This is a genomic window from Nocardia sp. CC227C (assembly GCF_030767025.1).
GTDB lineage: Bacteria > Actinomycetota > Actinomycetes > Mycobacteriales > Mycobacteriaceae > Nocardia.
Map to the genome: position 1 here is coordinate 354859 of NZ_JASITE010000007.1, position 21305 is coordinate 376163.

Annotated in this window: 18 protein-coding genes; 12 read left to right on the plus strand and 6 right to left on the minus strand. The window is 69.0% G+C overall.

The genetic code is table 11. The features are described 5' to 3' along the window. Positions 1-8: 8 nt before the first annotated feature. From QMO76_RS17250 to QMO76_RS17265, 4 genes are all read left to right on the plus strand, one after another. The gene (locus QMO76_RS17250) at positions 9-1190 is read left to right on the plus strand and encodes a glycosyltransferase 87 family protein (RefSeq protein WP_306362318.1); all 1182 of its coding nucleotides are present in this window, start codon (positions 9-11) and stop codon (positions 1188-1190) included. Positions 1191-1264: 74 nt separating this feature from the next. Beyond that, positions 1265-1717 (plus strand): SRPBCC domain-containing protein, encoded by a 453-nt coding sequence (locus QMO76_RS17255; RefSeq protein ID WP_306362319.1) that lies wholly within the window; start codon positions 1265-1267, stop codon positions 1715-1717. Beyond that, complete coding sequence (locus tag QMO76_RS17260) at positions 1714-2094, plus strand: metalloregulator ArsR/SmtB family transcription factor (RefSeq protein WP_306362320.1); 381 nt, start codon at positions 1714-1716, stop codon at positions 2092-2094. Before QMO76_RS17255 ends, QMO76_RS17260 begins: the two co-directional genes overlap by 4 nt. Continuing rightward, positions 2088-2531, plus strand: a complete 444-nt coding sequence (locus QMO76_RS17265; RefSeq protein ID WP_306362321.1) for an SRPBCC domain-containing protein — start codon at positions 2088-2090, stop codon at positions 2529-2531. Before QMO76_RS17260 ends, QMO76_RS17265 begins: the two co-directional genes overlap by 7 nt. A 9-nt stretch (positions 2532-2540) precedes the next feature. Here the strand turns inward: QMO76_RS17265 and QMO76_RS17270 are convergent, their stop codons facing one another. The 3 genes from QMO76_RS17270 to QMO76_RS17280 all read right to left on the minus strand — a co-directional run bounded on the left by QMO76_RS17270 (position 2541) and on the right by QMO76_RS17280 (position 8786). Then, positions 2541-3878, minus strand: coding sequence for a M1 family metallopeptidase (locus tag QMO76_RS17270; protein WP_306362322.1), 1338 nt, complete (start codon positions 3876-3878; stop codon positions 2541-2543). Then, positions 3875-7903 (minus strand): Pls/PosA family non-ribosomal peptide synthetase, encoded by a 4029-nt coding sequence (locus QMO76_RS17275; protein WP_306362323.1) that lies wholly within the window; start codon positions 7901-7903, stop codon positions 3875-3877. Before QMO76_RS17275 ends, QMO76_RS17270 begins: the two co-directional genes overlap by 4 nt. Before the next feature lie 205 nt (positions 7904-8108). Beyond that, positions 8109-8786 carry a FadR/GntR family transcriptional regulator gene (locus QMO76_RS17280; RefSeq protein WP_306362324.1) on the minus strand — a complete coding sequence of 226 codons (678 nt, stop codon included), beginning with the start codon at positions 8784-8786 and terminating at the stop codon, positions 8109-8111. 166 nt (positions 8787-8952) lie between these two features. Here QMO76_RS17280 and QMO76_RS17285 point away from each other — a divergent pair, with 166 nt between their 5' ends. From QMO76_RS17285 to QMO76_RS17295, 3 genes are read left to right on the plus strand one after another with little or no spacing between them, the layout of a single operon-like run. After that, positions 8953-10404: an amino acid permease gene (locus QMO76_RS17285; protein WP_306362325.1), complete on the plus strand. Its 1452-nt coding sequence runs from the start codon at positions 8953-8955 to the stop codon at positions 10402-10404. After that, positions 10401-11429, plus strand: a complete 1029-nt coding sequence (locus QMO76_RS17290; protein WP_306362326.1) for an asparaginase domain-containing protein — start codon at positions 10401-10403, stop codon at positions 11427-11429. The genes QMO76_RS17285 and QMO76_RS17290 overlap by 4 nt, the downstream gene beginning before the upstream one ends. A gap of 18 nt (positions 11430-11447) precedes the next feature. Beyond that, positions 11448-12878, plus strand: coding sequence for an aspartate ammonia-lyase (locus QMO76_RS17295; protein WP_306362327.1), 1431 nt, complete (start codon positions 11448-11450; stop codon positions 12876-12878). 32 nt (positions 12879-12910) lie between these two features. On the opposite strand, the gene QMO76_RS17300 is transcribed toward QMO76_RS17295, so the two are convergent. Then, complete coding sequence (locus tag QMO76_RS17300) at positions 12911-13411, minus strand: nuclear transport factor 2 family protein (RefSeq protein ID WP_306362328.1); 501 nt, start codon at positions 13409-13411, stop codon at positions 12911-12913. Between the two features lie 194 nt (positions 13412-13605). On the opposite strand from QMO76_RS17300, the gene QMO76_RS17305 reads away from it, so the two are divergent. The 5 genes from QMO76_RS17305 (at position 13606) to QMO76_RS17325 (ending at position 18831) form a co-directional block, all read left to right on the plus strand. Beyond that, positions 13606-14103: a TetR/AcrR family transcriptional regulator gene (locus tag QMO76_RS17305; protein WP_306362329.1), complete on the plus strand. Its 498-nt coding sequence runs from the start codon at positions 13606-13608 to the stop codon at positions 14101-14103. Between the two features lie 127 nt (positions 14104-14230). Continuing rightward, positions 14231-15394, plus strand: a complete 1164-nt coding sequence (locus tag QMO76_RS17310) for a lipase family protein (RefSeq protein ID WP_306362375.1) — start codon at positions 14231-14233, stop codon at positions 15392-15394. A 100-nt stretch (positions 15395-15494) separates the two neighbouring features. Further along, positions 15495-16856, plus strand: a complete 1362-nt coding sequence (locus QMO76_RS17315) for a cytochrome P450 (RefSeq protein ID WP_306362330.1) — start codon at positions 15495-15497, stop codon at positions 16854-16856. A gap of 272 nt (positions 16857-17128) precedes the next feature. Further along, positions 17129-17758 (plus strand): TetR/AcrR family transcriptional regulator, encoded by a 630-nt coding sequence (locus tag QMO76_RS17320; RefSeq protein WP_306362331.1) that lies wholly within the window; start codon positions 17129-17131, stop codon positions 17756-17758. Positions 17759-17817: 59 nt separating this feature from the next. Then, positions 17818-18831, plus strand: a complete 1014-nt coding sequence (locus QMO76_RS17325; RefSeq protein WP_306362332.1) for an LLM class flavin-dependent oxidoreductase — start codon at positions 17818-17820, stop codon at positions 18829-18831. Positions 18832-18934: 103 nt separating this feature from the next. On the opposite strand, the gene QMO76_RS17330 is transcribed toward QMO76_RS17325, so the two are convergent. Then, positions 18935-19378 carry a hypothetical protein gene (locus QMO76_RS17330; RefSeq protein WP_306362333.1) on the minus strand — a complete coding sequence of 148 codons (444 nt, stop codon included), beginning with the start codon at positions 19376-19378 and terminating at the stop codon, positions 18935-18937. Between the two features lie 270 nt (positions 19379-19648). Continuing rightward, the gene (locus QMO76_RS17335; protein WP_306362334.1) at positions 19649-21283 is read right to left on the minus strand and encodes a CdaR family transcriptional regulator; all 1635 of its coding nucleotides are present in this window, start codon (positions 21281-21283) and stop codon (positions 19649-19651) included. Positions 21284-21305 lie beyond the last annotated feature (22 nt).

Consider the following 21305-nt stretch of genomic DNA (forward strand, 5'->3'; position numbering starts at 1 on the left):
CCGCCCGAATGTTCCTGCTGCTCTCCGTGAGTGCGGTGGTGGCGGTATCGCTGCTGTTCACCACGGTCGATCCCTGGCTGGACAAGGTCGGGATCCTGGTCGGCGGCCTGGACGCGCACATCTACCGCGACGGCGCACTGCGCATCCTGTGGGGACAGCCGCTCTACACCGAGGCCACGCTGTACGGGTTGCTGTACACCTACACGCCGTTCTCCACGCTGGTGTTCCTGCCGATCGCGGCGGTTCCCTGGGCGTATGTCACCGATACTTGGCTAGCGCTCAATCTGGTCGCGCTCCTGGGCTGTGTCCTGCTGTGCTGGCGCATTCTCGGCTACCGGATCGGTCCCCGGATCGTGGGGCTCAGCGCACTGCTGGCGATCACCTGCGTCTTTCTGGAGCCCGTTCGCACCACCCTGTACTACGGGCAGATCAATCTGATGCTCATGCTGCTCGTGCTGTGGGGAGTCTCGCGGCCGGAGGACGCCCGGCTCCGCGGTGTCGGCGTCGGGCTGGCCGCCGGGATCAAGCTCGTGCCGGGCTTCTTCATCCTCTACTTCCTCGCGCTGCGCCAATGGCGGGCTGCCGTCACCGCCGCGGCGACCTTCGTCGCCACCGTCGTGCTGGCGTGGATCGTGCTGCCCGCCGACTCCCGGCAGTACTGGGGCTCGACCTTTCTGCGCTCCGATCGCATCGCGCCCGAGGGGCATCCGGCCAATCAGTCGCTTCGGGGCACGCTCGCCCACCTGACCGACGGTGTGGTGCCTCTGTGGATCTGGCTGCTGGTCGCGGTATGCGTTGTCGCCGTGGCCCTCACCGTGGTGGCGGCCCTGGACCGCCGCGGTGAACGACTGCTCGGGGTCACCCTCGCGGGATCGACGGCCTGCGCGGTGTCGCCGTTCTCGTGGAGTCACCACTGGGTCTGGTTCGTGCCGCTGTTCGTCTACTGCGCCCATCGCGCACAGCGTGATTCCCGCTGGTGGCTGGTGGCGGCGGCCCTGTGGCTGTGGACCGGGGCGTGGGCGTATCACTGGAGCGATACCTGGGTGTCGGTGGGGCTGTTCCTGTTTCCGCCCTCGTGGCCGATCGCCCCGCTGCTCATGAACGGATACGTGATCGCCTACGCCGTTCTCCTGGTGGCGGCCGCGGCGGCGCTGCGGCGGGTGCGCACGGCGGTTCCGCAGAATCCATAAGCAACCAACGGTTGCGTAATTCCGGGTCGCGGGCTACGGTAGTGCGCAACAAATGGTTGCATGTGGAGGTGGTCATGGAATACGGCAGCATCGAACGTGAGATACACGTCGACGCCACCCCGGAGGTGGTGTACGAGGTGGTCAGCGATCCCCGGCATATGGCGCGGTGGTGGAGTGACGAGGCCGAGTTCGAGGCGACCCCGGGCTCGGTCGGCGAACTCGCCTGGGGGAATCGGGAGCATGTGGAGGCCATGACGGTCATCCGGGCCGATCCGCCGCGCCTGTTCGCCTTCCGCTGGTCCTATCCCGGCGGCACGGCCGACGAGATCGCGGACTCGCTGCTGGTGACCTTCGAACTCGTACCGTCGGGCGCGGGCACCCTGATTCGGCTCACCGAGACCGGATTCCGGGAAATGGGCTGGGAGGAAGCGAAACTGGCGAAGGAGTACGGCGAGCACGTCACCGGCTGGGACTTCTACCTCCCCAGGCTCGGGGAGTACGTCACCCGGTTGGTGTCCGCGCCGTGACCGTCATCGACGACGAACTGTGGTCGGCCATCGGCGATCCCACCCGGCGGCGCATGCTCGATCTGCTGCTGGCCTCCGGCGAGGGCACGGCCACCGGTCTCAGCGAGGAACTGCCGGTGACCCGGCAGGCCATCGCCAAACATCTCGGCGTCCTCGACCGCGTCGGCCTGGTGCACGCCACGGCCGCCGGGCGGGAGCGTCGATACCGGGTGGACGAGGCACGGCTGGCCCGCGCGGTGGCGCAGCTGTCCTCGGTCGGAGCGGCCTGGGATGCCCGGCTCCGGCGCATCAAACGCATCGCCGAAACAATCCAGCACGCCGAAACAATCCAGCAGGCAGAAACAATCCAGAAGCAGAAGGACGCGAGGAAATGGTAGACATCCTGCACCGGGTCGGCATCCGTGCGTCGGAGGCCGAGGTGTACACCGCCCTGACCACCGTCGAGGGGTTGGCCGGATGGTGGACCACCGATACCACCGGAGACGGCGACGAGATCGGCGGCTTGCTCCAATTCCGTTTCGAGGCCGACGGATTCGATATGCGGGTGCGCGACCTGGACCCGGACCGCCACGTGCTGTGGGAAGTGGTCGGGGGACCGGAGGAATGGGTCGGCACCCATGTGCGCTGGGATCTGAAACCGGCCGGTGACTACACCATCGTGCTGTTCGCACACGAGGGCTGGAAGGAACCGGTGGAGTTCATGCACCACTGCAGCACCAAGTGGGCCACCTTCCTGCTCAGCCTGAAGGCGCTGGGCGAAACCGGCAAGGGCGCCCCGCACCCGCACGATGTCAAGATCGACGACTGGAACTGAGCGAACCGGTCAGCCCCCGTGCGGCGGCAACTGGGGGAGCGGCTTGTCCTGGAGCCAGCTCTCCCAGAGCGGTCGCAGCGGCACCGAGCTGTAATGCCCGGCCAGGTCGGTGAATTCGGCGGTGGTGACCGAGGCGTGCCGGTAGCGGGCGGTCCACTCGCGCAGCAGGTCGAAGAAGGCGCGCTCACCCAGTTCGAGTCGCAGGGCGTGCAGGGTGAGCGCGCCGCGCTTGTAGACGCGATCGTCGAACATGCGGGTGGGACCGGGATCGCCGACGCTGATGTCCTGCGGTTCGCGGGCCAGATTGTGGCGGGCCGCGCGGGCGAGCTGATCGGCGGTGGGGCCGTCGGCGGCCTCGGACCAGATCCATTCGGCGTAGCAGGCGAATCCCTCGTGCAGCCAGATATCGCGCCACCGGCGAATGGTGAGGCTGTTGCCGAACCACTGGTGGGCCAGTTCGTGCGCGACGAGACGCTCGGAGCCGCGCCGCCCGTCGCAGTGGTTCGCCCCGAACACCGAGATGCCCTGGGCCTCGATGGGAATCTCCAACTCGTCATCGGTGACGACGACGGTGTAGCCCTCGAACGGGTAAGGACCGAACTTCTCGGTGAATACCTCCATCATGCGCGGCTGGCGCGCGAAATCGTGTTCGAAATCCGCGCGCAGGCGTGTTGGCAGCACGGCCTGCATGGGCACGGATCCGCGCGGGGCGTCGACCCGCTGTTTGCGGTAGTGCCCGATCTGGACGGTTGCCAGGTAGCTGGACATGGGTTCGGGCTGTTCGTAGACCCAGGTGGTCTGGCTGGCCTTGGTCAGCTTGCGCACCAGGGTGCCGTTGGCCAGGGCGTAGTACGGGGAGTCCGTGGTGATCGAAATCCGGTAGCTGGCTTTGGAACTCGGATGGTCGTCACAGGGAAACCAGGACGCCGCGCCATTGGGCTGGCTGGCGACCAGGGAACCCTCCGACAGTTCCTCCCAGCCGACCTCGCCCCACGGTCCGCGCACCGGTTTCGGCACCCCCGCGTACTGGACCACCAGGTGCAGCGCACCGCCCGAGGGGATCCGCTGCTGCGGCGTGATCACCAGTTTGCCGCGCTGGTGACTGTATTTCGCCGCCTTGGAGCCGTTGACGAACACCTTGGACACGTTCAGCGCCTGCGACAGGTCGAGGGCGAACCGATCGCGCACCCCGGTGGTGACCGCGGTGATGGCGGCGCGGCCCGCGAGCCGGTTGCTGGCGACCTTGTAGACCAGTTCCAGTTCGTAGCGCGACACCCGGTAGCCGCGATTGCCGTTCTGCGGCAGGTAGTCGTCGATGGGGTCCTCGTAGAACTTGTCGCGGATCATCGCGTCGCTTCCGCACCCGGCCACGGCGCGATCGGATTGCCCCACCACCGGGTGGACGGCGGCACGCTGTCGCCACGCATGACCAGCGAGGCCGGGCCGATGGTCGCGCCCGCGCCGATGGCGGCGGCGGGCAGGGCGACGCAGTGCGGGCCGAGCGTGGCTCCGGCATGCAGGGTCACGGTGTCCATGGCCATGATGCGGTCGTGGAACAGGTGGGTCTGCACCACGCAGCCCCGTTCCACCGTCGCGCCGTCGCCGAGTGTCACCAGATCCGCCTCCGGGAGCCAATAGGACTCGCACCATACCCCGCGCCCGATGGTCGCGCCGAGTCCGCGCAACCAGAGATTGAGTACGGGCGTACCGGTCGCCGCACGAGCGAACCAGGGGGCGGCGACGTGCTCGACGAAGGTGTCGGCGACCTCGTTGCGCCACACGAACGAACTCCACAGCGGGTGCTCCTCGGCCCGAATCCGCCCCACCAGTAGCCATTTCGCCACCACCGAAGCGACTCCGGCGACCGCGCCCGCGGCCATGAGCACCAGTCCGCTCAGCAGTGCGGCGGGCAGGTGGCCCAAGGTGTGGGCGAGCCAGGCCAGGGTGAACAGCACGGCGAGACCGATGGCGAAGGTCACCAGCACCGGGATCAGCCGGCAGGTCTCCACCACCGCGCGGGCCAGGCGCAGGTGCGGCGGGGGATCGAAAGTGCGGGCGGTGTCGGCGTTCTCGGCGGCGCGGCGCAACCGCACCGGCGGACTGCCCAGCCACGACGACCCCGCCTTGGCCTTGGACGGCGCGGCCGAGAGCACCGCTACGAGGCCGTTCTTGGGCACCCGGCGACCGGGTGCGGTCATCCCGGAATTGCCGAGGAAGGCACGCTTGCCGACCTTGGCCTCACCGATGTGCAGCCAGCCGCCGCCGAGTTCGTAACTGGCGATCATGGTGTCGTCGGCCAGGAACGCGCCGTCGGCGACGGTGGTGAATTTGGGCAGCAGCAGCACCGTGGACGCCTCCACCCGCTTGCCGACCTTCGCGCCGAGCAGGCGCAGCCAGATCGGGGTCAGCAGGCTGGCGTAGAGCGGGAACAGGAAGGTGCGGGCGGAATCGAGCAGGCGTTCGGTGGCCCATGCCTGCCAGCCGATCCGGCTGCGCACCGGGTGGTAGCCCTCCCGCAGCCCGATGCCGAACAGGCGGACGGCGAGGACGGTCACCGCCGCGTATACGCCCAGACTCAGCAAGGTGGCGACCGGCAGGACGGCGAAGGCGCGACCGAGCCCGGCGGTGAGGGTGGGGGTGTCGCGAATGCACCAGGCGATGAACGCGCCACCGGTGGCCAGGCCGAGCACGGGCACCGCCGCCAGCACCATGGAGGTGATGCCGAAGATCGCGACCCAGTGCGCGGCACGGGCGGGGGCGTGGTCGGGCCAGCGGTGACGCGCCTTGCCGACCTTCACGGCGGGGGAGCCCGCCCACTCCTGTTCGGCCTTCACCCTGCCCGAGACCGCCGAGCCCGGCGCGATCTCGACGCGTTTGCCGATCCTGCTGCCCGGCAACAGGATCGAGCGCGCGCCGACCACCGCACCCGGTCCGATGACGATCGGGCCGATATGCACCACATCGCCGTCGATCCAGTAGCCGGACAGATCCACCTCGGGTTCGACGCTGCATCCGTCGCCGAGCTCCAGCATGCCGGTCACCGGCGGCAGGGTGTGCAGATCGACGCCCTTGCCGATCCGCGCGCCCAGGGCGCGGGCGAACGGCACCATCCAGGGTGCGCCGGACAGGTTCTCCGCGCCGCTGGCCTCGGACAGCCGCACGGCGGTCCACAGCCGCAGGTGCACGCTGCCGCCGCGCGGATAGCTGCCCGGTGTCACGCCGCGCAGCAGGATGCGGGAACCGGCCACGCACAGCAGCATGCGGCCGGGCGGGGAGATGAACAGCAGGAAGGCGATCAGGGCCCACCACCACGACAGGTGCGGCAGCCATGGCAGCGAACCGGACCAGGCGGCGATATTGCCGACGATGCCCAGCCAGGTGAGCCACTGCAACCCGGTCAGCGTGGTGAGCGGAACGGTGGCCAGCACCTGGAACAGCTGGGCGGGCAGCGGCACCGGGCGTACGACGCGCTCGCGCACCGCGTCGGCGGGGGCGCTGTCGTCGAGGAACGCGGCCAGCGCGCCCAGGCGGGGATGGTCGTAGAGGTCGGCGACCGTGATGCGCGGGTGGCGTTCGCGCAGGGCGGCGACCAGCTGGGCGGCGGCCAGCGAGCCGCCGCCCAGATCGAAGAAGTCGGATTTGTGGTCGCTGACCTCGGCTCCGAGTATGGAGTCCCAGAGCCCGGCCACCCACTGCTCGGTCGCGGACAGCCCCGCCTCGGCCGGAGCGGCGGTGGTCTTGGGCAGCGGCCAGGGCAGCGCGTCGCGGTCCACCTTGCCGGAGGTGCGGGTGGGCATATCGGCGACCACGGCCAGGCGGGGGACCAGCGGGGCCGGAAGTCGCTCGGCGAGTTGGGCTCTGGCGGCGGCGAGGTCGTGGTCGGCGGCCGGTCCGGTGAGATAGCCGACAAGGATCTTGTTGCCCGCCTTGGTGGTTCGGATGGCCGCGGCCGCGCCCGTCACCCCGGGCAGGTGTTGCAGGGCGTTGTCGATCTCGCCCAGTTCGATGCGGCGGCCGCCGAGTTTGATCTGATCGTCGGCGCGGCCCAGGAACACCAGGCCCGCGCGGTCGTTGCGCACCAGATCGCCGCTGCGGTACGCGCGTTCCCAGCCGAGCGAGGGGAGGGGCGCGTACTTCTCGGCGTCCTTGGCCGGATCCAGGTAGCGTGCCAGGCCGACGCCGCCGATGACGAGCTCCCCGGATTCGCCCTCGCCCACCGGATTTCCGTCCGCGTCGACGACGGTCAGATCCCAGCCGTCCAGCGGCAGGCCGATGCGCACCGGGAAGGAACCGTCGAGCAGTGCGCCGCAGGCCACCACGGTGGCCTCGGTGGGACCGTAGGTGTTCCACACCTCGCGGGTGGTATCGCGCTCGCCGGACCCGTTCCCGGCCAGTCGTTCCGCCAGCTCCGGCGGCACCGCCTCGCCGCCGAAGATGAGCAGCCGCACCGAATCCAGCGCCTCCGCGGGCCAGGTGGCGGCCAGGGTCGGCACGGTGGACACGATGCTGATCTCGCGGCGCACCAGCCACGGTCCCAGATCCGCGCCGGTGCGCACCAGCGCGCGCGGGGCGGGCACCAGGCACGCGCCGTGCCGCCACGCCAGCCACATCTCCTCGCAGGAGGCGTCGAAGGCGACCGACAGTCCGGCCAGCACCCGGTCACCCGGCCCGATCGGCGCGTCCCGCAGGAACATCCGCGCCTCGGCGTCCACGAACGCGGCCGCGTTGCGATGCGTCACCGCGACGCCTTTCGGCGTCCCGGTGGACCCTGAGGTGAAGATGATCCAGGCATCGTCCTCGGGTGCGGGGGTCGCGGCACCGGTCGTGCGACCCGCGACCGCGCCGGATGCCGCCGCGCCCCACGCCCGCGTGGTACTCGCCGGTGCGGTGGCCGCTGTGCTGGTGGCGTCCGCCGAGATGGCGGCACTCGACCCGGGCTCGTTGGTCGAATCCATTGCCGCGCCGGTGCTTTCGATCCCGGCGGCGGTGACTATCGCGGTGACGCGGGCCTCGCCGAAGACCAGGCGGGCCCGCTCGTCCGGGTCGTCGGCGTCGACCGGGACGTAGGCGGCACCGGCGTGCAGGACGGCCAGGATGGTGACGTAGAGGTCGCGGGTGCCCGACGGCATGCGCACGCCGACGCGATCACCGGCGCGCACGCCCGCCGCCGCCAGTCGCGACACGGCGGCGTCGATCTCGGTCAGCAGTTCGGCGTAGCTGAGCACCGTCTCGCCGTCGTCGACGGCGGGGGCGTCGGGGTGGGCCCGGGCGGTGGCGGACATGATGTCGACCAGGGTGCGAGCCGGTGGAGCGAGCGTGGCCCGCAGCATCGGGTTCTCACCCACCGCGGTATCCGTATCCGGCTGCGCCATCACGCCCTGACCACCTCTCACAGCACTCCCCAACGTTTCGGCATTCGTTGTTTCACACTTGGGTTACCAATGAGCGAACTCTGCGGTGACCAAATGTCCAGACTACCCGGCATGCCGGTCGGCGGGCGTTCACCGAACGTGGGCACGAGTGTGGGCCGCGGCACGATCGCCGCGGGCAACCCGGCGGAAGACCGCCGGTGGTCGGTCAGTCGCCGATGCGGGCGATGGTGTCGGCCACCCGCTCCAGATGCTCGGTCATGGCGGCGCGGGCGGCGTCGGCCGAGCGGGCTTCGATGGCGCGGACGATGGCCTCGTGCTCGCGATCGGAGTCGGCGCGGCGGTCCTGGGTGAGATTCAGGAACTCCGATTGCAGATCCAGGGCGCTGCGCGTATCGGCCACGAACGTGGTGAGCATGGTGTTCCCGCTGGCGGCGGCGATGGCGGTGTGCAGTTCGCCGTCGTAGCGCACCCATTCGCGATCGTCGGTGGCGTTCGCCAGGTGGTCCAGGATGTCGAAGAGGCGGCGCAGCTGCTCCTCGGTGCGGCGCTGCGCGGCGTAACCGGCGGTGGGGATCTCCACCAGCCGACGCGCCTCGATGAGGTCCTCGGCGTCGACGCCCGCGAAGGTCAGGCGCGGATTCTCCTTCTTGGAGATGACGAATGTGCCGCGCCCCGTGTGGGTTTCGGTCAGACCCAGGGTCGCGCAGGCGTGCAGGGCCTCACGCACCACCGGGCGGCTCACGCCGAACTCCTTGGCGAGCGCGAGCTCTCCGGGCAGCCGGTCGCCGACGGCGTACTCGTCACCCTGAACGAGGCTCTTGAGTCGACGAAAGACCGCTTCGGTAGCGCCGATGCGCTGCACCTGTCCCTCTTCGACCGTCACGCGATCAGTATGGATACCTGGCCGGGGAGGGTCAAAACGTGAACGGTCGGTGTCGCGGACATTGACAGCGCGGTGTGACCGCCATTACCGTCAGCCTGTCTTACAGCCTGACAGCCTGGCATGTTCGGTTCGCCACGCAGGCTGGGTCCGCCCGAGGAAGGTCTTCATGCACGACGAACCGGCTGCGCGCACGGCCACCGCGCCCGCGCCTGCGCCCACGCTCGATATCGGCGATGTCGGCTACCAGAAACAGTTGCGCAAACGGCATCTGCAGATGATCGCCATCGGCGGCTCCATCGGCACCGGCCTGTTCCTCGGTGCGAGCGGCCGCATGGCCATGGCCGGACCGTCGCTGGCCATCGTCTACATCGTGTGCGGCCTGTTCACCTTCATGGTGGTGCGCGCCCTGGGCGAACTGGTCATGTACCGGCCCTCCTCCGGCGCGTTCGTCTCCTACGCCCGCGAGTTCATGGGGGAGCGCGGGGCCTACACGGTGGGCTGGCTGTACTTCCTGAACTGGTCGACCACCCTGGTCGCCGACATCACCGCCGTCGCGCTGTACGCCCACTTCTGGTCCATGTTCACCTCGATTCCGCAGTGGGTGCTGGCGCTGATCGCCCTCGCCGTGGTGGTCGCGCTGAATGTGGTGTCGGTGCGCCTGTTCGGCGAGATGGAGTTCTGGTTCGCGCTGATCAAGGTCGGCACCATCGTCATCTTCATGCTGGTGGCGGTCGGGCTCATCGTCACCGGCACCCCGATCGACGGCAATGTGCCCGGCATCGGCACCATCGCCGACAACGGCGGACTGTTCCCGCAGGGGCTGGCCCCCATGCTCACCATCGCCCTGGGCGTGGTGTTCGCCTTCGGCGGCACCGAGATGATCGGCGTGGCGGCGGGTGAGTCCGACGACCCGCGGGCCGTGGTGCCGCGCGCGGTGAACTCCATCATGTGGCGGATCATCCTGTTCTACGCCGGATCGGTCATCCTGTTCACCCTGCTGCTGCCGTGGACGGCCTACTCCGCCAGCGAGAGCCCGTTCGTCACGGTCATGAGCAAGGTCGGCATCCCGCACGCCGGGGATGTGATGAACCTGGTGGTGCTCACCGCCGCCATGTCGAGCCTGAACGCGGGCCTGTACGCGACCGGGCGCACCCTGCGGTCGATGGCCGTGGCCGGAACCGCACCGAGCTTCGCCGCGCGCATGAACCGCCAGGGGGTGCCCTACGGCGGCATCCTGATCACCAGTGCGGTGGGGATCGGCGGGGTGGTGCTCAATCTCGTCATGCCGCACAAGGCATTCGAGATCGTGCTCAATCTGGCCGGGCTCGGCATCGTCGGCACCTGGGCGTCGATCATGATCTGTCACTGGATCTTCGTGCGCCGTGCCGAGCGCGGCGACTACACCCGGCCCGACTTCCGACTGCCGCTGGCCCCCGTCCTCAATATCGCGACGCTGGCCTTCCTGGTGGGGGTGGTGGTGCTCATGATCTTCGACGAAGAGATCGGGCGCATCACCGTGGTCGCCTTCCTGGCCGTGGCCGTCGCCATGGTGGTCGGGTGGTACCGGGTGCGCGATCGGCTCGACCACGACGTGCTGGCACCGGTGGAGCGCCCGTGATCGACATCCTCTACACCGGCGGCACCTTCGGCATGGTCGACCAGGGTGCGGGCATGCGTCCCCGGGCGGGCATCGGTGCCGACATCGCCGAGATCGTGGCCGAGTTCGAAGTCGCGGCGGGGCTGTCGGTGGGCTACCGGTACAGCGAACTCGACCGGGTCATCGACAGCGCGCAGGCCGACGCGGGCACCGGCCGCCGCATCGCCGAACGCGTGCGCGCCGGAATCGCCTCGGGGCGGCCCAAGGGCGTCATCGTCATCCACGGCACCGACACCATGGCCTACGTCGGCGCGCGGATCGCGTTCGAACTGCGTGGCTGCGCGATCCCGATCCTGCTGACCGGCGCGCAGATCCCGCTCGGGCAGCCCGGCAGCGATGCCCGCGACAACCTGCGCCTGGCGCTGAAATCGATTGTGGCGCGCACCGACCCGGGCACCTACCTGGCCTTCGGTGCGGGCCTGCACCCGGCGGTGCGGGCCTCCAAGCGCGCCGTCGAGGACTACGACGGCTTCGCCACCATTCGGCCGCTGACGCCGCCGCCGGTGCCCCCGGTCCTGCCCGGGGGGTCGCGCCCGCGCGAGGCCCGGGGACCGGTCGGCCTGCTGACGGTGTTCCCCGGCATGCACGCCGCCCTGCTCGACGCCGCCGTCGACCACTATCGCGGCGGCCTGGTACTGGAGTGCTACGGCTCCGGCACCGCTCCGCTGCACGGCACCGACATGATGGATTCGCTGCGCCGGGCCATCCTGCGCGGGACGCCGGTCGTGGTCATCACCCAGTGCGACAGCGGGGCGGTGGATCTCGCCCGCTACCAGCCCGGCCGCGCGCTCCTGGACGCGGGCGTGATCAGCGGTGGCGATCTGACCAGGGAGGCCGCGCTGGCCAAGCTGTCGTATCTGGTGGACAGCGGGTTCCACGGTGCGCGGCTGCGGCACGCCATGGAAACCAATCTGCTCGGTGAACTCTCGAATCCTCCCGCGGCGGCCCGGGATTCGAGCATCGACCACACCTATGCCGCGCACTGAGAGGATCTGGAGCGAGCCATGACCGACAGCACCCGTATCGACAGCGACTCCCTCGGCTCCCTGTCGGTGCCGCGGGACGCCTACTGGGGCGTGCACACCGCGCGCGCCCTGGAGAACTTCACCGTCACCGGCGACGCCATCGGCAACTACCCGGCGCTCATCAGCTCTTTGGCCGCCGTCAAACAGGCCGCCTGCCGGGCCAATCGGGAGTTGGGCGTGCTCGACGCGCGCCGCGCCGACGCCATCGACCGAGCCTGCGCGGAGATCCGCGCGGGTCGGCTGCACGACCAGTTCCCGATCGACCCCATCCAGGGCGGTGCGGGCACCTCCACGAATATGAACGCCAACGAGGTCATCGCCAATCGGGCGCTGGAGATCCTCGGCTTCGAGCGCGGCAGCTACGCCGAACTCGATCCGCTGGATCATGTGAACCTCGGCCAATCCACCAATGACGTCTACCCGACTGCGGTGAATCTGGCCGTGGTGCAGCACATTCGGAAGCTGTCGGCGGCGCTGGCCGGGCTCGCCGACGCCTTCGACGTCAAATCGGTGGAATTCGCCGACGTCATCAAGATGGGCCGCACCCAGCTCCAGGACGCCGTCCCCATGACCCTCGGGCAGGAGTTCGCCACCTTCGCGGTCATGGTGCGCGAGGACTGCCAGCGGCTCGACGAGGGACGGGCGCTGTTGTGCGAGAGCAATCTCGGCGGCACCGCCATCGGGACCGGGATCAACGGCCACCCGCGGTATTCCGCGCTGGCCTGCGCGCATCTGAGCGAGATCACCGGGGAGACGGTGACATCCGCGGAGAACCTCATCGAGGCCACCCAGGACGCGGGGGCCTTCGTGCAGGTGTCGGGCATTCTCAAGCGGGTCGCGGTGAAGCTGTCCAAGACCTGTAACGATCTGCGGCTCATGTCCTCCGGGCCGGCCACCGGCTTCGGGGAGATCCGGCTGCCCGCCCGGCAGGCCGGATCGTCGATCATGCCGGGCAAGGTCAACCCCGTCATTCCCGAACTGGTCAATCAGATCGCGTTCGAGGCCATCGGCAACGACCTGACCGTCACCATGGCCGCCGAGGCCGGACAGTTGCAGCTCAACGCCTTCGAGCCGATCATCGCCTACAGCCTGCTGAAGACCACCACCCACCTCATCGCCGCGGCGGATGCGCTGGCCACCAAGTGCGTTCCGGGCATCACCGCCAATCGCGATCATCTGGCGGCCGGGGTGCGCCGTTCGGTCGGCATCGTCACCGCGCTGGCGCCGCACATCGGATACGCCGCCAGTGCCGCCATCGCCAAGCAGGCATTGGTGACCGGGCAGTACGTCGGCGATATCGCGACCGAACTCGGTCTGCTCTCGCCGGAGGCCGTGGCCGAACTGCTCGCGCCGCACCGGTTGGCGGGGCTGGCGGCACCGGCCGACACGGGCGAACCTGCCACGGCATAGCCGCCGCGACGGTTCGTCCTGAATGCCGGTGATCAGAACCCCGGCGGTCGTTGGTAGCCGGGCGGGAAGTCCTTGTCGCGCCAAGCGGCGACACCCCATTCGCCGTTTTCCCGGGTCCATATGAGGGTGTTCGTCCCCTGCCGGTCCGGCCAATCGTCCGCGCCGGTGCGGGCTCCTTGCTGCGTCCATTGCCAATCCACCACCACGACGTCGTCGCTCAGCGCGCGCAGGGACTGAATCGAGCCTGTCGACGAGGTGCCGACGAAACTCGGGAAGCCCGGCGGCGGTGCTGGCGAGAACAGCTTCTCGTGCAGCGATCGGATCTCGGCCCGTCCGTGCAGCACCATTCCGATCGGGTTGTGGAAGTCGGCGGCAGGATGGAACTCCGCGACGAATCCGTCGAGATCGCGTCGATCCAGGGCCGACATCAGGCGCTGTACGCCATCGCGCACCGCTTGATGAGCTTCATTCCGGTCTCCGGTGTCGCTGTGCGAACCGCAACCGGCCATCCCGATCGCGACGACGAGCAGCACTAGCGCGACCCCCACTCGATGTGACCTCAACAGACTCTCCTCACTTAACGGAACTGGAACTCCGGTTCCGAGTGTAGCCCCGATGTCGGCGATTCGGAACCGGAACTTGAAGTCCGATTAGACTGGGTCGGGTGATGTCGGACAGCACTCCGCCCGCGCGCCGATCGGACGCGCGCCAGAACCGTGAGCGAATCATGAGCGCCGCGCGCACGGCCTTCGCGGCGCACGGAACCGAGCTCGAGATACGGTCGGTCGCCGCGGACGCGGGAGTGGGCGTTGGCACCGTCTTCCGCAATTTCCCCACCAAGCAGCAGCTGGTCGAGGCGATGGCGCGGGAGTGGGCCGCCGAGCGGGACGAAGCTCTGCTGCGCTGCCTGTCGGTTGGCGATCCGTGGGAGGCCGTCGTCGGCCATGTCCGGTGGTGTGGCGAGATCATGAGCCGCGAACCGGGGTTGCGCAGGTTGCTCACGGACGTATCGGCCAAGGCTCACCTGGCGGGAGAGACCGACGCGGCCTTCGTCGAGGGACTCGCCGAGCTGATCGTCCGAGCCCAGGGGGCGCGGGTGCTGCGCCCCGGAGTCACGGCAGCCGGGTATTACGGACTGTTGGTCGGCCTCGCCGTCGCACTCAGCGCCGGGAGTGACTGGCGGACCATGACGGACGTGATCATCTCGGGGCTGCGCGCCCCCTGAGGCGCTGTGACATTCAACAGCGTTGACCTGGCATGTCTGTCTTCGTGACAAAATATTGACCCCAGATTTGGGCAAAAGGCCCAATTGGAAGTAGTTTTCGCCCGTGATCAGAGCCGCGACCAAGCTGATGATCTTGGTGATGACTGTCCTGTCGATCGGCGCGTTGGCCTCCCCCTCCGGTGCCTCGCCGCTGTACCCGACGCCCGACCCGGACCCCTTCTACCACGCACCCGACGACCTGGCCGACAAGCAGCCCGGCGACGTGGTGCGGACCCGGCGCATCGACTCCGGGCCCTACGTCGGCACCGACATGTGGCAGGTGGCCTTCCGGTCCACCAATTCGGGGGGCGACCCGATCATGGGCGTCACCACCGTCCTGCTGCCGCGCGGGGTGGCGAACCCGCCGCTGGTCTCCTACCAGGCGCTGATCAATTCCCTGGGTGCGCAGTGCAATCCGTCGCGCTCGCTGTTCAACGGCGAACTCCAGGACGCGGTGGGCGCGATGCTGCCGATCGGGCGCGGCTGGGCCATCTCCCTACCCGACTACCTGGGTCCGCATGTCGCCTACGGCGCGGCCCGGCTCGGCGGCATGGTGACCCTGGACAGCGTGAAGGCCGTGCGTCAGGCCACCGAACTCGGCCTCGGTACGGTGCCGGTCGTGCTGGCCGGATACTCCGGTGGCGGGATGGCCACGGCGTGGGCGGGCGCGCTGCAACCCACCTATGCCCCGGATCTGGAGCTGACCGCGGTGGTGGCGGGCGGGATTCCGGCCGACCTGCGGGAAATGGCCCTCGCCTTGGGGTTCGACCCGCATCCCGGATTCGGACTGGCCTTCGCCGCCGCCATGGGCCTGGAGCGGGAATACCCGGAGCGCCTGCCGGTGTCGGATCAGCTCAACGAGAACGGCCTGTGGTTCCGTGATTTCACCAAGGACGCCTGCCGTCGCTTCCTGCTGTTCCACGGTGTCGCCCGCAACGCCGAACAGCTCGCCGCCTCCAGGGACATGATGAACAGCCCCGAGGCGCACGCGGTGCTGCGGGAGAACAGCCTGCGCTACCACGACGGGATTCCGACCGTGCCGACCTTCTTCTGGCAGGGGCGCTACGACACCATGACGCACTTCGGTCCGGTGGCCGAGGTCGCCGAGCGCTACTGCGCGGCGGGGGTGCCGCTGGTGTTCCGCCCGTACGACATCGCCGAACACCTGACCACCGCGGTCGCCGGATTCCCGGAGGCGTGGGATTACGTGGAGGCGCGATTCCGGGGTGATCCGGTGCCCACCACCTGCTGATCTTGCTCGCCCACCGCTCCCCGCAGTGACCCTTGCCACAGCTGGTACGTGAGCGTACCGTACTGGTGGTACATAGCAGTACCACGGGGAGAGGTGGCGCATGTCCACTCCGACACTGCCTTCCGGGCCGTCCACGCCCGGATTCGTCCACGGGATACAGATACTCGGCGGCCGCACACGCGCCTGGCGGCGCTGGCATCGGCGATACGGTTCGGCTTTCACCGTCCAGATGCCGCGCTTCGGATCGACGGTGGTGCTGTCGGATCCGGCGGAGGTGAAGGCGCTGTTCACCGCGAGCACGGATCTGGTGGACACCGTCGACGTCAACCTCGGCCAGATGCTCGGGCCGGGCTCGCTCTTCGCGCTCGAGGGCGAGGAACATCGCACACAGCGCAAACTCCTGACGCCGCCCTTCCACGGGCGGCGTCTGGGCGTCTACGAGCAGCTCATCGAGGACGAGGCCGTCCGTGAGATGGCGGGTTGGCCCGAAGGCGTCGAGTTCGCCACCATGGATTCGATGATGCGGATCACGCTCAACGTGATCCTGCGCGCGGTCTTCGGGGCCGAGGGCGCCGAATTCGACGAATTGCGGGCGCTGCTACCGAAATTGGTGCTGGTCGGCTCGGCACTGGCGGCGCTGCCGATACCGCGCGGTTTCCTCGGCGACCACGGCCCGTGGGCCCGCTTCGCCGCGCACCGGCGGGCCTACGACGAGATCGTCGGGCGGCTCATCGACCGGGCCACCGGCGATCCGGACCTGTCGGACCGCAACGACGTGCTCGCCATGCTGTTGCAGACCCGCTACGACGACGGCTCGGCCATGAGCCGCGGCGATATCGCCGACGAACTGCTCAGCCTGCTCACCGCGGGACACGAGACGACCGCCACCACCCTGGCCTGGACCGTCGAGCGACTGCGGCGGCATCCGGACATCCTGCGACGCCTGGTCGAGGAGGTCGACGCGGGCGGTTCGGAACTGCGCGAGGCCACCCTCGTGGAGGTGCAGCGGGTGCGACCGGTGATCGACGCGACGCCACGCCAGATCCGAGCGGAATCGTTCCGGCTCGGACGATGGACGCTGCCGCGCGGTCAGAAGGTACTGGTCAATATTCGGCTGGTGCACGACAACGAGGAACTGTTCCCCAACGCCCGCACCTTCGATCCGGACCGGTTCCTCGGCGTGCGGCCCAATACCTGGACCTGGATTCCCTTCGGCGGCGGGGCGCGGCGCTGCATCGGCGCGTCCTTCGCCAGCCTGGAGCTGAATATCGTGCTGCGCACGCTGTTGCGCGACTTCACCCTCGAGACCACCACCGCTCCCGACGAACGCTCGCACTTCCGCGGCGTGGCGCTGGTGCCCGCGAAGAAGGGGCGAGCCGTGGTGCGCAGGCGCATTCGGCCGGAGCGCGAGCGCGTGGTGGAGCTGCCCGAACCGGCGCGGACCTCCGAGGTCACGGCATGAGCGGGCACGTCGATGTGCTCATCGTCGGAGCGGGACGGTCGGGAATCGGTGCGGCACACCGTATCCAGGACGCGTTCCCGGATCGGTCGTAGCCGTGGGCGTCCGTGTGCCGCCGCAGGCGGCAGACGGATTCGCCGACCGGATCCGCCGGCGCTCCGGAGTCCGACCGTACCGTCGACGCTCGCGTGCTCATCCTCCGGCACGGCCACATCGGGGACGGTCGTGCGGTTCGTGCGGTCGGCGGTCCGGGCCGAGCAACTACGCTGAGCTTCGTGACCCGTGCCGAGCCCGCGACCTCGAATATCAGCGCGGTGACGCCGGAATCCGGATTCCGGCGTCGCCTGCTCGACGGCATGGTGGAATCGGTGCGCGAACGCGGCTACAAGGACACCACGGTCGCCGACGTGGTTCGCCGCGCCCGCACCTCGCGGCGCACGTTCTACGAGCACTTCACCGGCAAGGAGGACTGCTTCATCGCGGTCCTCGAGGAATGGAACCAGCGCACCATCGCGCGGATCTACGCGGCCGTGGACGTCGCCGCGCCGTGGCGGGAGCAGATCCGGCAGGCAGTGCGGGCCTGGATCGACTCGACCGAGGAGGACCTCGCCATCAGCCTGGTCTGGATCCGGGAGTCGCCCGCGCTCGGTGAGGGCGCGCACCGACAGCATCAGATCGAGGCCGAGGCTTTCATCACCCTCATCCAGAACCTCACCGCCTCACCGGAATTCCAGGCCGCCGAACTGCATCCGCCCACCCGGCAGATGGCCACCATCCTCTACGGGGGTTTCCGGGAGCTGATCGCCACCACCATCGAGGCGGGGGAGCCGGTCACCAGCGTCATCGACGTGGCGGTGGACACGGCCCTGGCGGTCATCGGCCCGCGTGCCCACCCACCGGACTGATAGCCCAGGTCACAGCGGGCGGCGAAATATCGCGGGACCGTCGCGGCGTTGCCCCTGCTATGCCCTTCGCACTGTCGATCCTCGATCTCGCGACCATCGCGCGCGGCCGGTCCGCCCGCGACAGCTTCGACAACAGCGTCGCCCTGGCCAGGGCCGCCGAGCGCAGCGGGTATCGCCGGGTCTGGTACGCCGAACACCACAACATGAAGTCCATCGCCTCGAGCGCCACCAGCGTGCTCATCGGCCACGTGGCGTCCAAGACCGAGACCATTCGCGTAGGCGCGGGCGGCATCATGCTGCCGAACCATTCGCCGCTGGTGATCGCCGAACAGTTCGGCACCCTGGAAACCCTCTATCCGGGCCGCATCGACCTCGGACTGGGCCGCGCACCCGGCAGTGACCAGACCACCATGCGTGCGCTGCGCCGCGACCACGCGTCGGCGGACTCCTTCCCCGAGGATGTGCTGGAACTCCAGGGCTACCTGAGCGGCGACTCCCGCGTTCCCGGCGTCCAGGCCGTGCCGCGCGCCGAAGGCATTGTGCCCCTCTACATCCTGGGTTCCTCCCTGTTCGGCGCTCAACTCGCCGCCCACCTGGGCCTGCCCTATGCCTTCGCCTCCCACTTCGCCCCCGACGCCCTGCACCAGGCGGTCACCGTCTACCGCGACACCTTCCGCCCTTCTCGGCAGCAGCCCGAACCGTACGTCATGGCCGGTGTGAACGTCTTCGCGGCCGAGGACCACGACGCGGCGGTGGAACAGCAGACCATCGCCTACCGCGCCCGCACCCGCGCGATGATCAAACGCGGCGCGGCCGGACACGACTTCACCGATGCCGAGATCGACGCCTTCCTCACCTCCCCGAACGGCCGCCAACTCGCGGCCATGACCCGGTACACCGCCGCCGGCACCCCCACCGAAGTCCAGTCCTACCTGGAGGATTTCGCCGCCGACATCGAAGCCGACGAACTCATCCTCGCCCATCACGCCATGGACATCGACGACCGCATCCGGTCGGTGGAGCTGACCGGCCGGACGAACGCGGAATCACCCGCGGCAGCGGCTTCTTCGTGAAAGGTGCCCCGCACGGTATGCGGCAAGGGTCACCCCGGTTGGACGTTCGCGTCAGAACCTGCGTGGTGTCGTCGGACTGTGCCGTGGTCGCCGCTGCGGTGAGTCACCGGCCCGGCTTGGCGGCGATCCAGCGACCGGTCGGTTTCGCGACGGTCAGAATCGTGGCGAGTAGAGACGGCACTCCGTACACGGCGAGCGCTGGCAGGTAGTCGTCGCCGATCGCTGTGACGCCGATGTAGACGATCCCGAGGACGGAGCTGACGATGACGACCGCTCGACCGAATGCTGTGCGGAAGAACAGCAGAATCGCGCCCGCGAAGCAGGCGATGGATTGGGCCCCGGTGGCATAGCTCGCCTGCCGGAGCTCCCGGACCAGTCCGCTGGACCTCAGCGATGCATTCTCTGCGACATACATGGCAGCGCCGTCCGCAGCACTTCTCGCGGCAAGTGCCCAGCAGATGCCCATGAGTAGCGTCAGCGCTGCGGCACCCAATGCTGTGCCGCCGCCGGTCGCGTAGCCCGGCCGCGCAGCCATCGCATTCGTCATCGGAACCCCCCGTCTGCTCGGAGATGCAGTGTATCGATAGGCCGCGCATTCAGCTGCACCGTATTTCGTTGCACCGGAGAAGAAGTCATGAGCTGCGGGGGTGACCACCGACGGGTACGGAGCGTCCGAGTCATACGGTCCCGGCGTCGGGACAAGCAAGCGATCCAATCTGGTGCAACAATGGCGCGCCCTTGTCGACTGTGTCCGGGACATCGGTCCTCGCGTTCGATACGCACGCCGTTGTTCGCGATGGATGTATTCAGGCGAACGTCATCGTCTGTCGCTACCGTTCTCTCTGTCGGCGGCGAGTTGTAGCTCGAGCAGCAGGCGATCGGCGGCGTCGTCGAGATTCATGTGCAGGATGTGTTCGGCTCTGCGGAGGCGGTAGCGCAGGGTGTTGGGGTGGATTCGCAGGGTGCGGGCTGCCGTGCGCACGTCGCCGTGGTGGTGGAGATACCGTTCCACGCTGTCGCGGAGTTCGGCGGAATAGCGGGTGTCGTAGGCGATGAGGGTGTCCAGGCGGGGGTCGCGCAGATGCTGGTTATCCGTTATGAGGGTGAGGATTTCGCCGAGTAGGACGGTGGTGCGGGAGCGGGCGAGGGTGGTCACCGGTTCGGTGTGGGGGAGGGCGGCGGTGCGGTCGAGGACGCGGTCCACTTCGGCGCGGGCGCGGGCGACGTCGGCGAGTCCGGCGACCGGTGCGCTGATGGCGGCGCGGAGCGGGGAGCCGGATTGCTCCTCCAGGCGGAGGATGATCTGGCGGGTCCAGGATTCCACGCTGTCGATCGAATGATGCTCCGGGAACAGCACATACGGTCGGCCGTCGATCAGGGTGGTGATGCAGTCCTGCCGGAAGCTGCTGGCGTGCAGGCGCAGGGTGACGGCCGCGCGCCGGATGGCGGCGTCGGCGGGGCGCGCGCGGCCGGCACAGCCGAAGCCCACCACCGCGCCACTGCCCTCGGCGGCGATGCCGAACGTGGCTGCCACGTAGGGGATGTCGATATCGCCGCCGTGCTCGCCGAAGAGGCGCTGGATCAGCAGGGTGTCCGTGCTGGGCGCGTGCCGGGCCCGCCACAGCACCCGAGCGGCGATGGCGGCCGCACCGCGCAGCACATCGGCGCAGTCGGCGCGCAGCACGCCGTTGGCCTGCTGCACCCAGATGGTGCCCAGCGCCACCGGTCGATCACCGGTGCGTCCACTGGCGCGGATGCCGATGGCGAGGCGAGAACGGGTCTCCCACTCACTGTTGGCCGGAACCGCCACCACATCCGGGGAACCGTGCAGGCGCTCGAACACGCGGGTGCGCTGCAACCACCGCAGATAGCCGGGCGGCCCCTGCCTGCCGAGCACCGAGAGCCGTCGCACGGTGTCGGCGGCATCGGTGCTGTCGGCGGAGTAGGCCAGGACGCGAGACTGCTCGTCCTCGATGGTGACCAGCCCGCCGGTCGACTCCGCGACGGTCTGCGCCAGCCCGAAGAGGTCGGTATCGGGCATCATCGCACCGGGAGCACCGGTCGGATAGGTCCCGCCGCCCGCGCCGATAATGCGATTGATCAGCGCGTGCACCATCTCCCAGCGCGCCTGCGGGTTGACGTTCACCAGGGCAACGCCGGCGGCGCGGGCGGCGGCTCGGACCCGCGGGAGTTCGGCGTCCTTGATGAAGACCGCGCGGGGTCGCAATTCGGCGGGGCAGCCGTCGGCGAGCAGTTCGAGCCACCGGACGGCATCCTCGACGCTCACGCTGACCTGGAGAAACACATGAGGTAGCGCACGGGCGGGGGATATGTCGGCGGTCAGGTCGCCGATATCCATGAACGCCACGGAACCGATGCCGATCGAGGTGCCCGCGGGAGCGTCCACCAAGTCGGCGACGGTATCGGTCAGGGCGGACAGCAGCTCTGACAAAAGTATGGAACTACGCACGGCT

Bases quoted from the DNA above. Each gene is read 5' to 3' on its own strand.
- QMO76_RS17250 (WP_306362318.1), top strand. From the start codon at position 9: ATGTTCCTGCTGCTCTCCGTGAGTGCGGTGGTGGCGGTATCGCTGCTG.
- QMO76_RS17255 (WP_306362319.1), top strand. From the start codon at position 1,265: ATGGAATACGGCAGCATCGAACGTGAGATACACGTCGACGCCACCCCG.
- QMO76_RS17265 (WP_306362321.1), top strand. From the start codon at position 2,088: ATGGTAGACATCCTGCACCGGGTCGGCATCCGTGCGTCGGAGGCCGAG.
- QMO76_RS17270 (WP_306362322.1), bottom strand. From the start codon at position 3,878: ATGATCCGCGACAAGTTCTACGAGGACCCCATCGACGACTACCTGCCG.
- QMO76_RS17275 (WP_306362323.1), bottom strand. From the start codon at position 7,903: ATGGCGCAGCCGGATACGGATACCGCGGTGGGTGAGAACCCGATGCTG.
- QMO76_RS17285 (WP_306362325.1), top strand. From the start codon at position 8,953: ATGCACGACGAACCGGCTGCGCGCACGGCCACCGCGCCCGCGCCTGCG.
- QMO76_RS17295 (WP_306362327.1), top strand. From the start codon at position 11,448: ATGACCGACAGCACCCGTATCGACAGCGACTCCCTCGGCTCCCTGTCG.
- QMO76_RS17305 (WP_306362329.1), top strand. From the start codon at position 13,606: ATGAGCGCCGCGCGCACGGCCTTCGCGGCGCACGGAACCGAGCTCGAG.
- QMO76_RS17310 (WP_306362375.1), top strand. From the start codon at position 14,231: ATGATCTTGGTGATGACTGTCCTGTCGATCGGCGCGTTGGCCTCCCCC.
- QMO76_RS17315 (WP_306362330.1), top strand. From the start codon at position 15,495: ATGTCCACTCCGACACTGCCTTCCGGGCCGTCCACGCCCGGATTCGTC.
- QMO76_RS17325 (WP_306362332.1), top strand. From the start codon at position 17,818: ATGCCCTTCGCACTGTCGATCCTCGATCTCGCGACCATCGCGCGCGGC.
- QMO76_RS17330 (WP_306362333.1), bottom strand. From the start codon at position 19,378: ATGACGAATGCGATGGCTGCGCGGCCGGGCTACGCGACCGGCGGCGGC.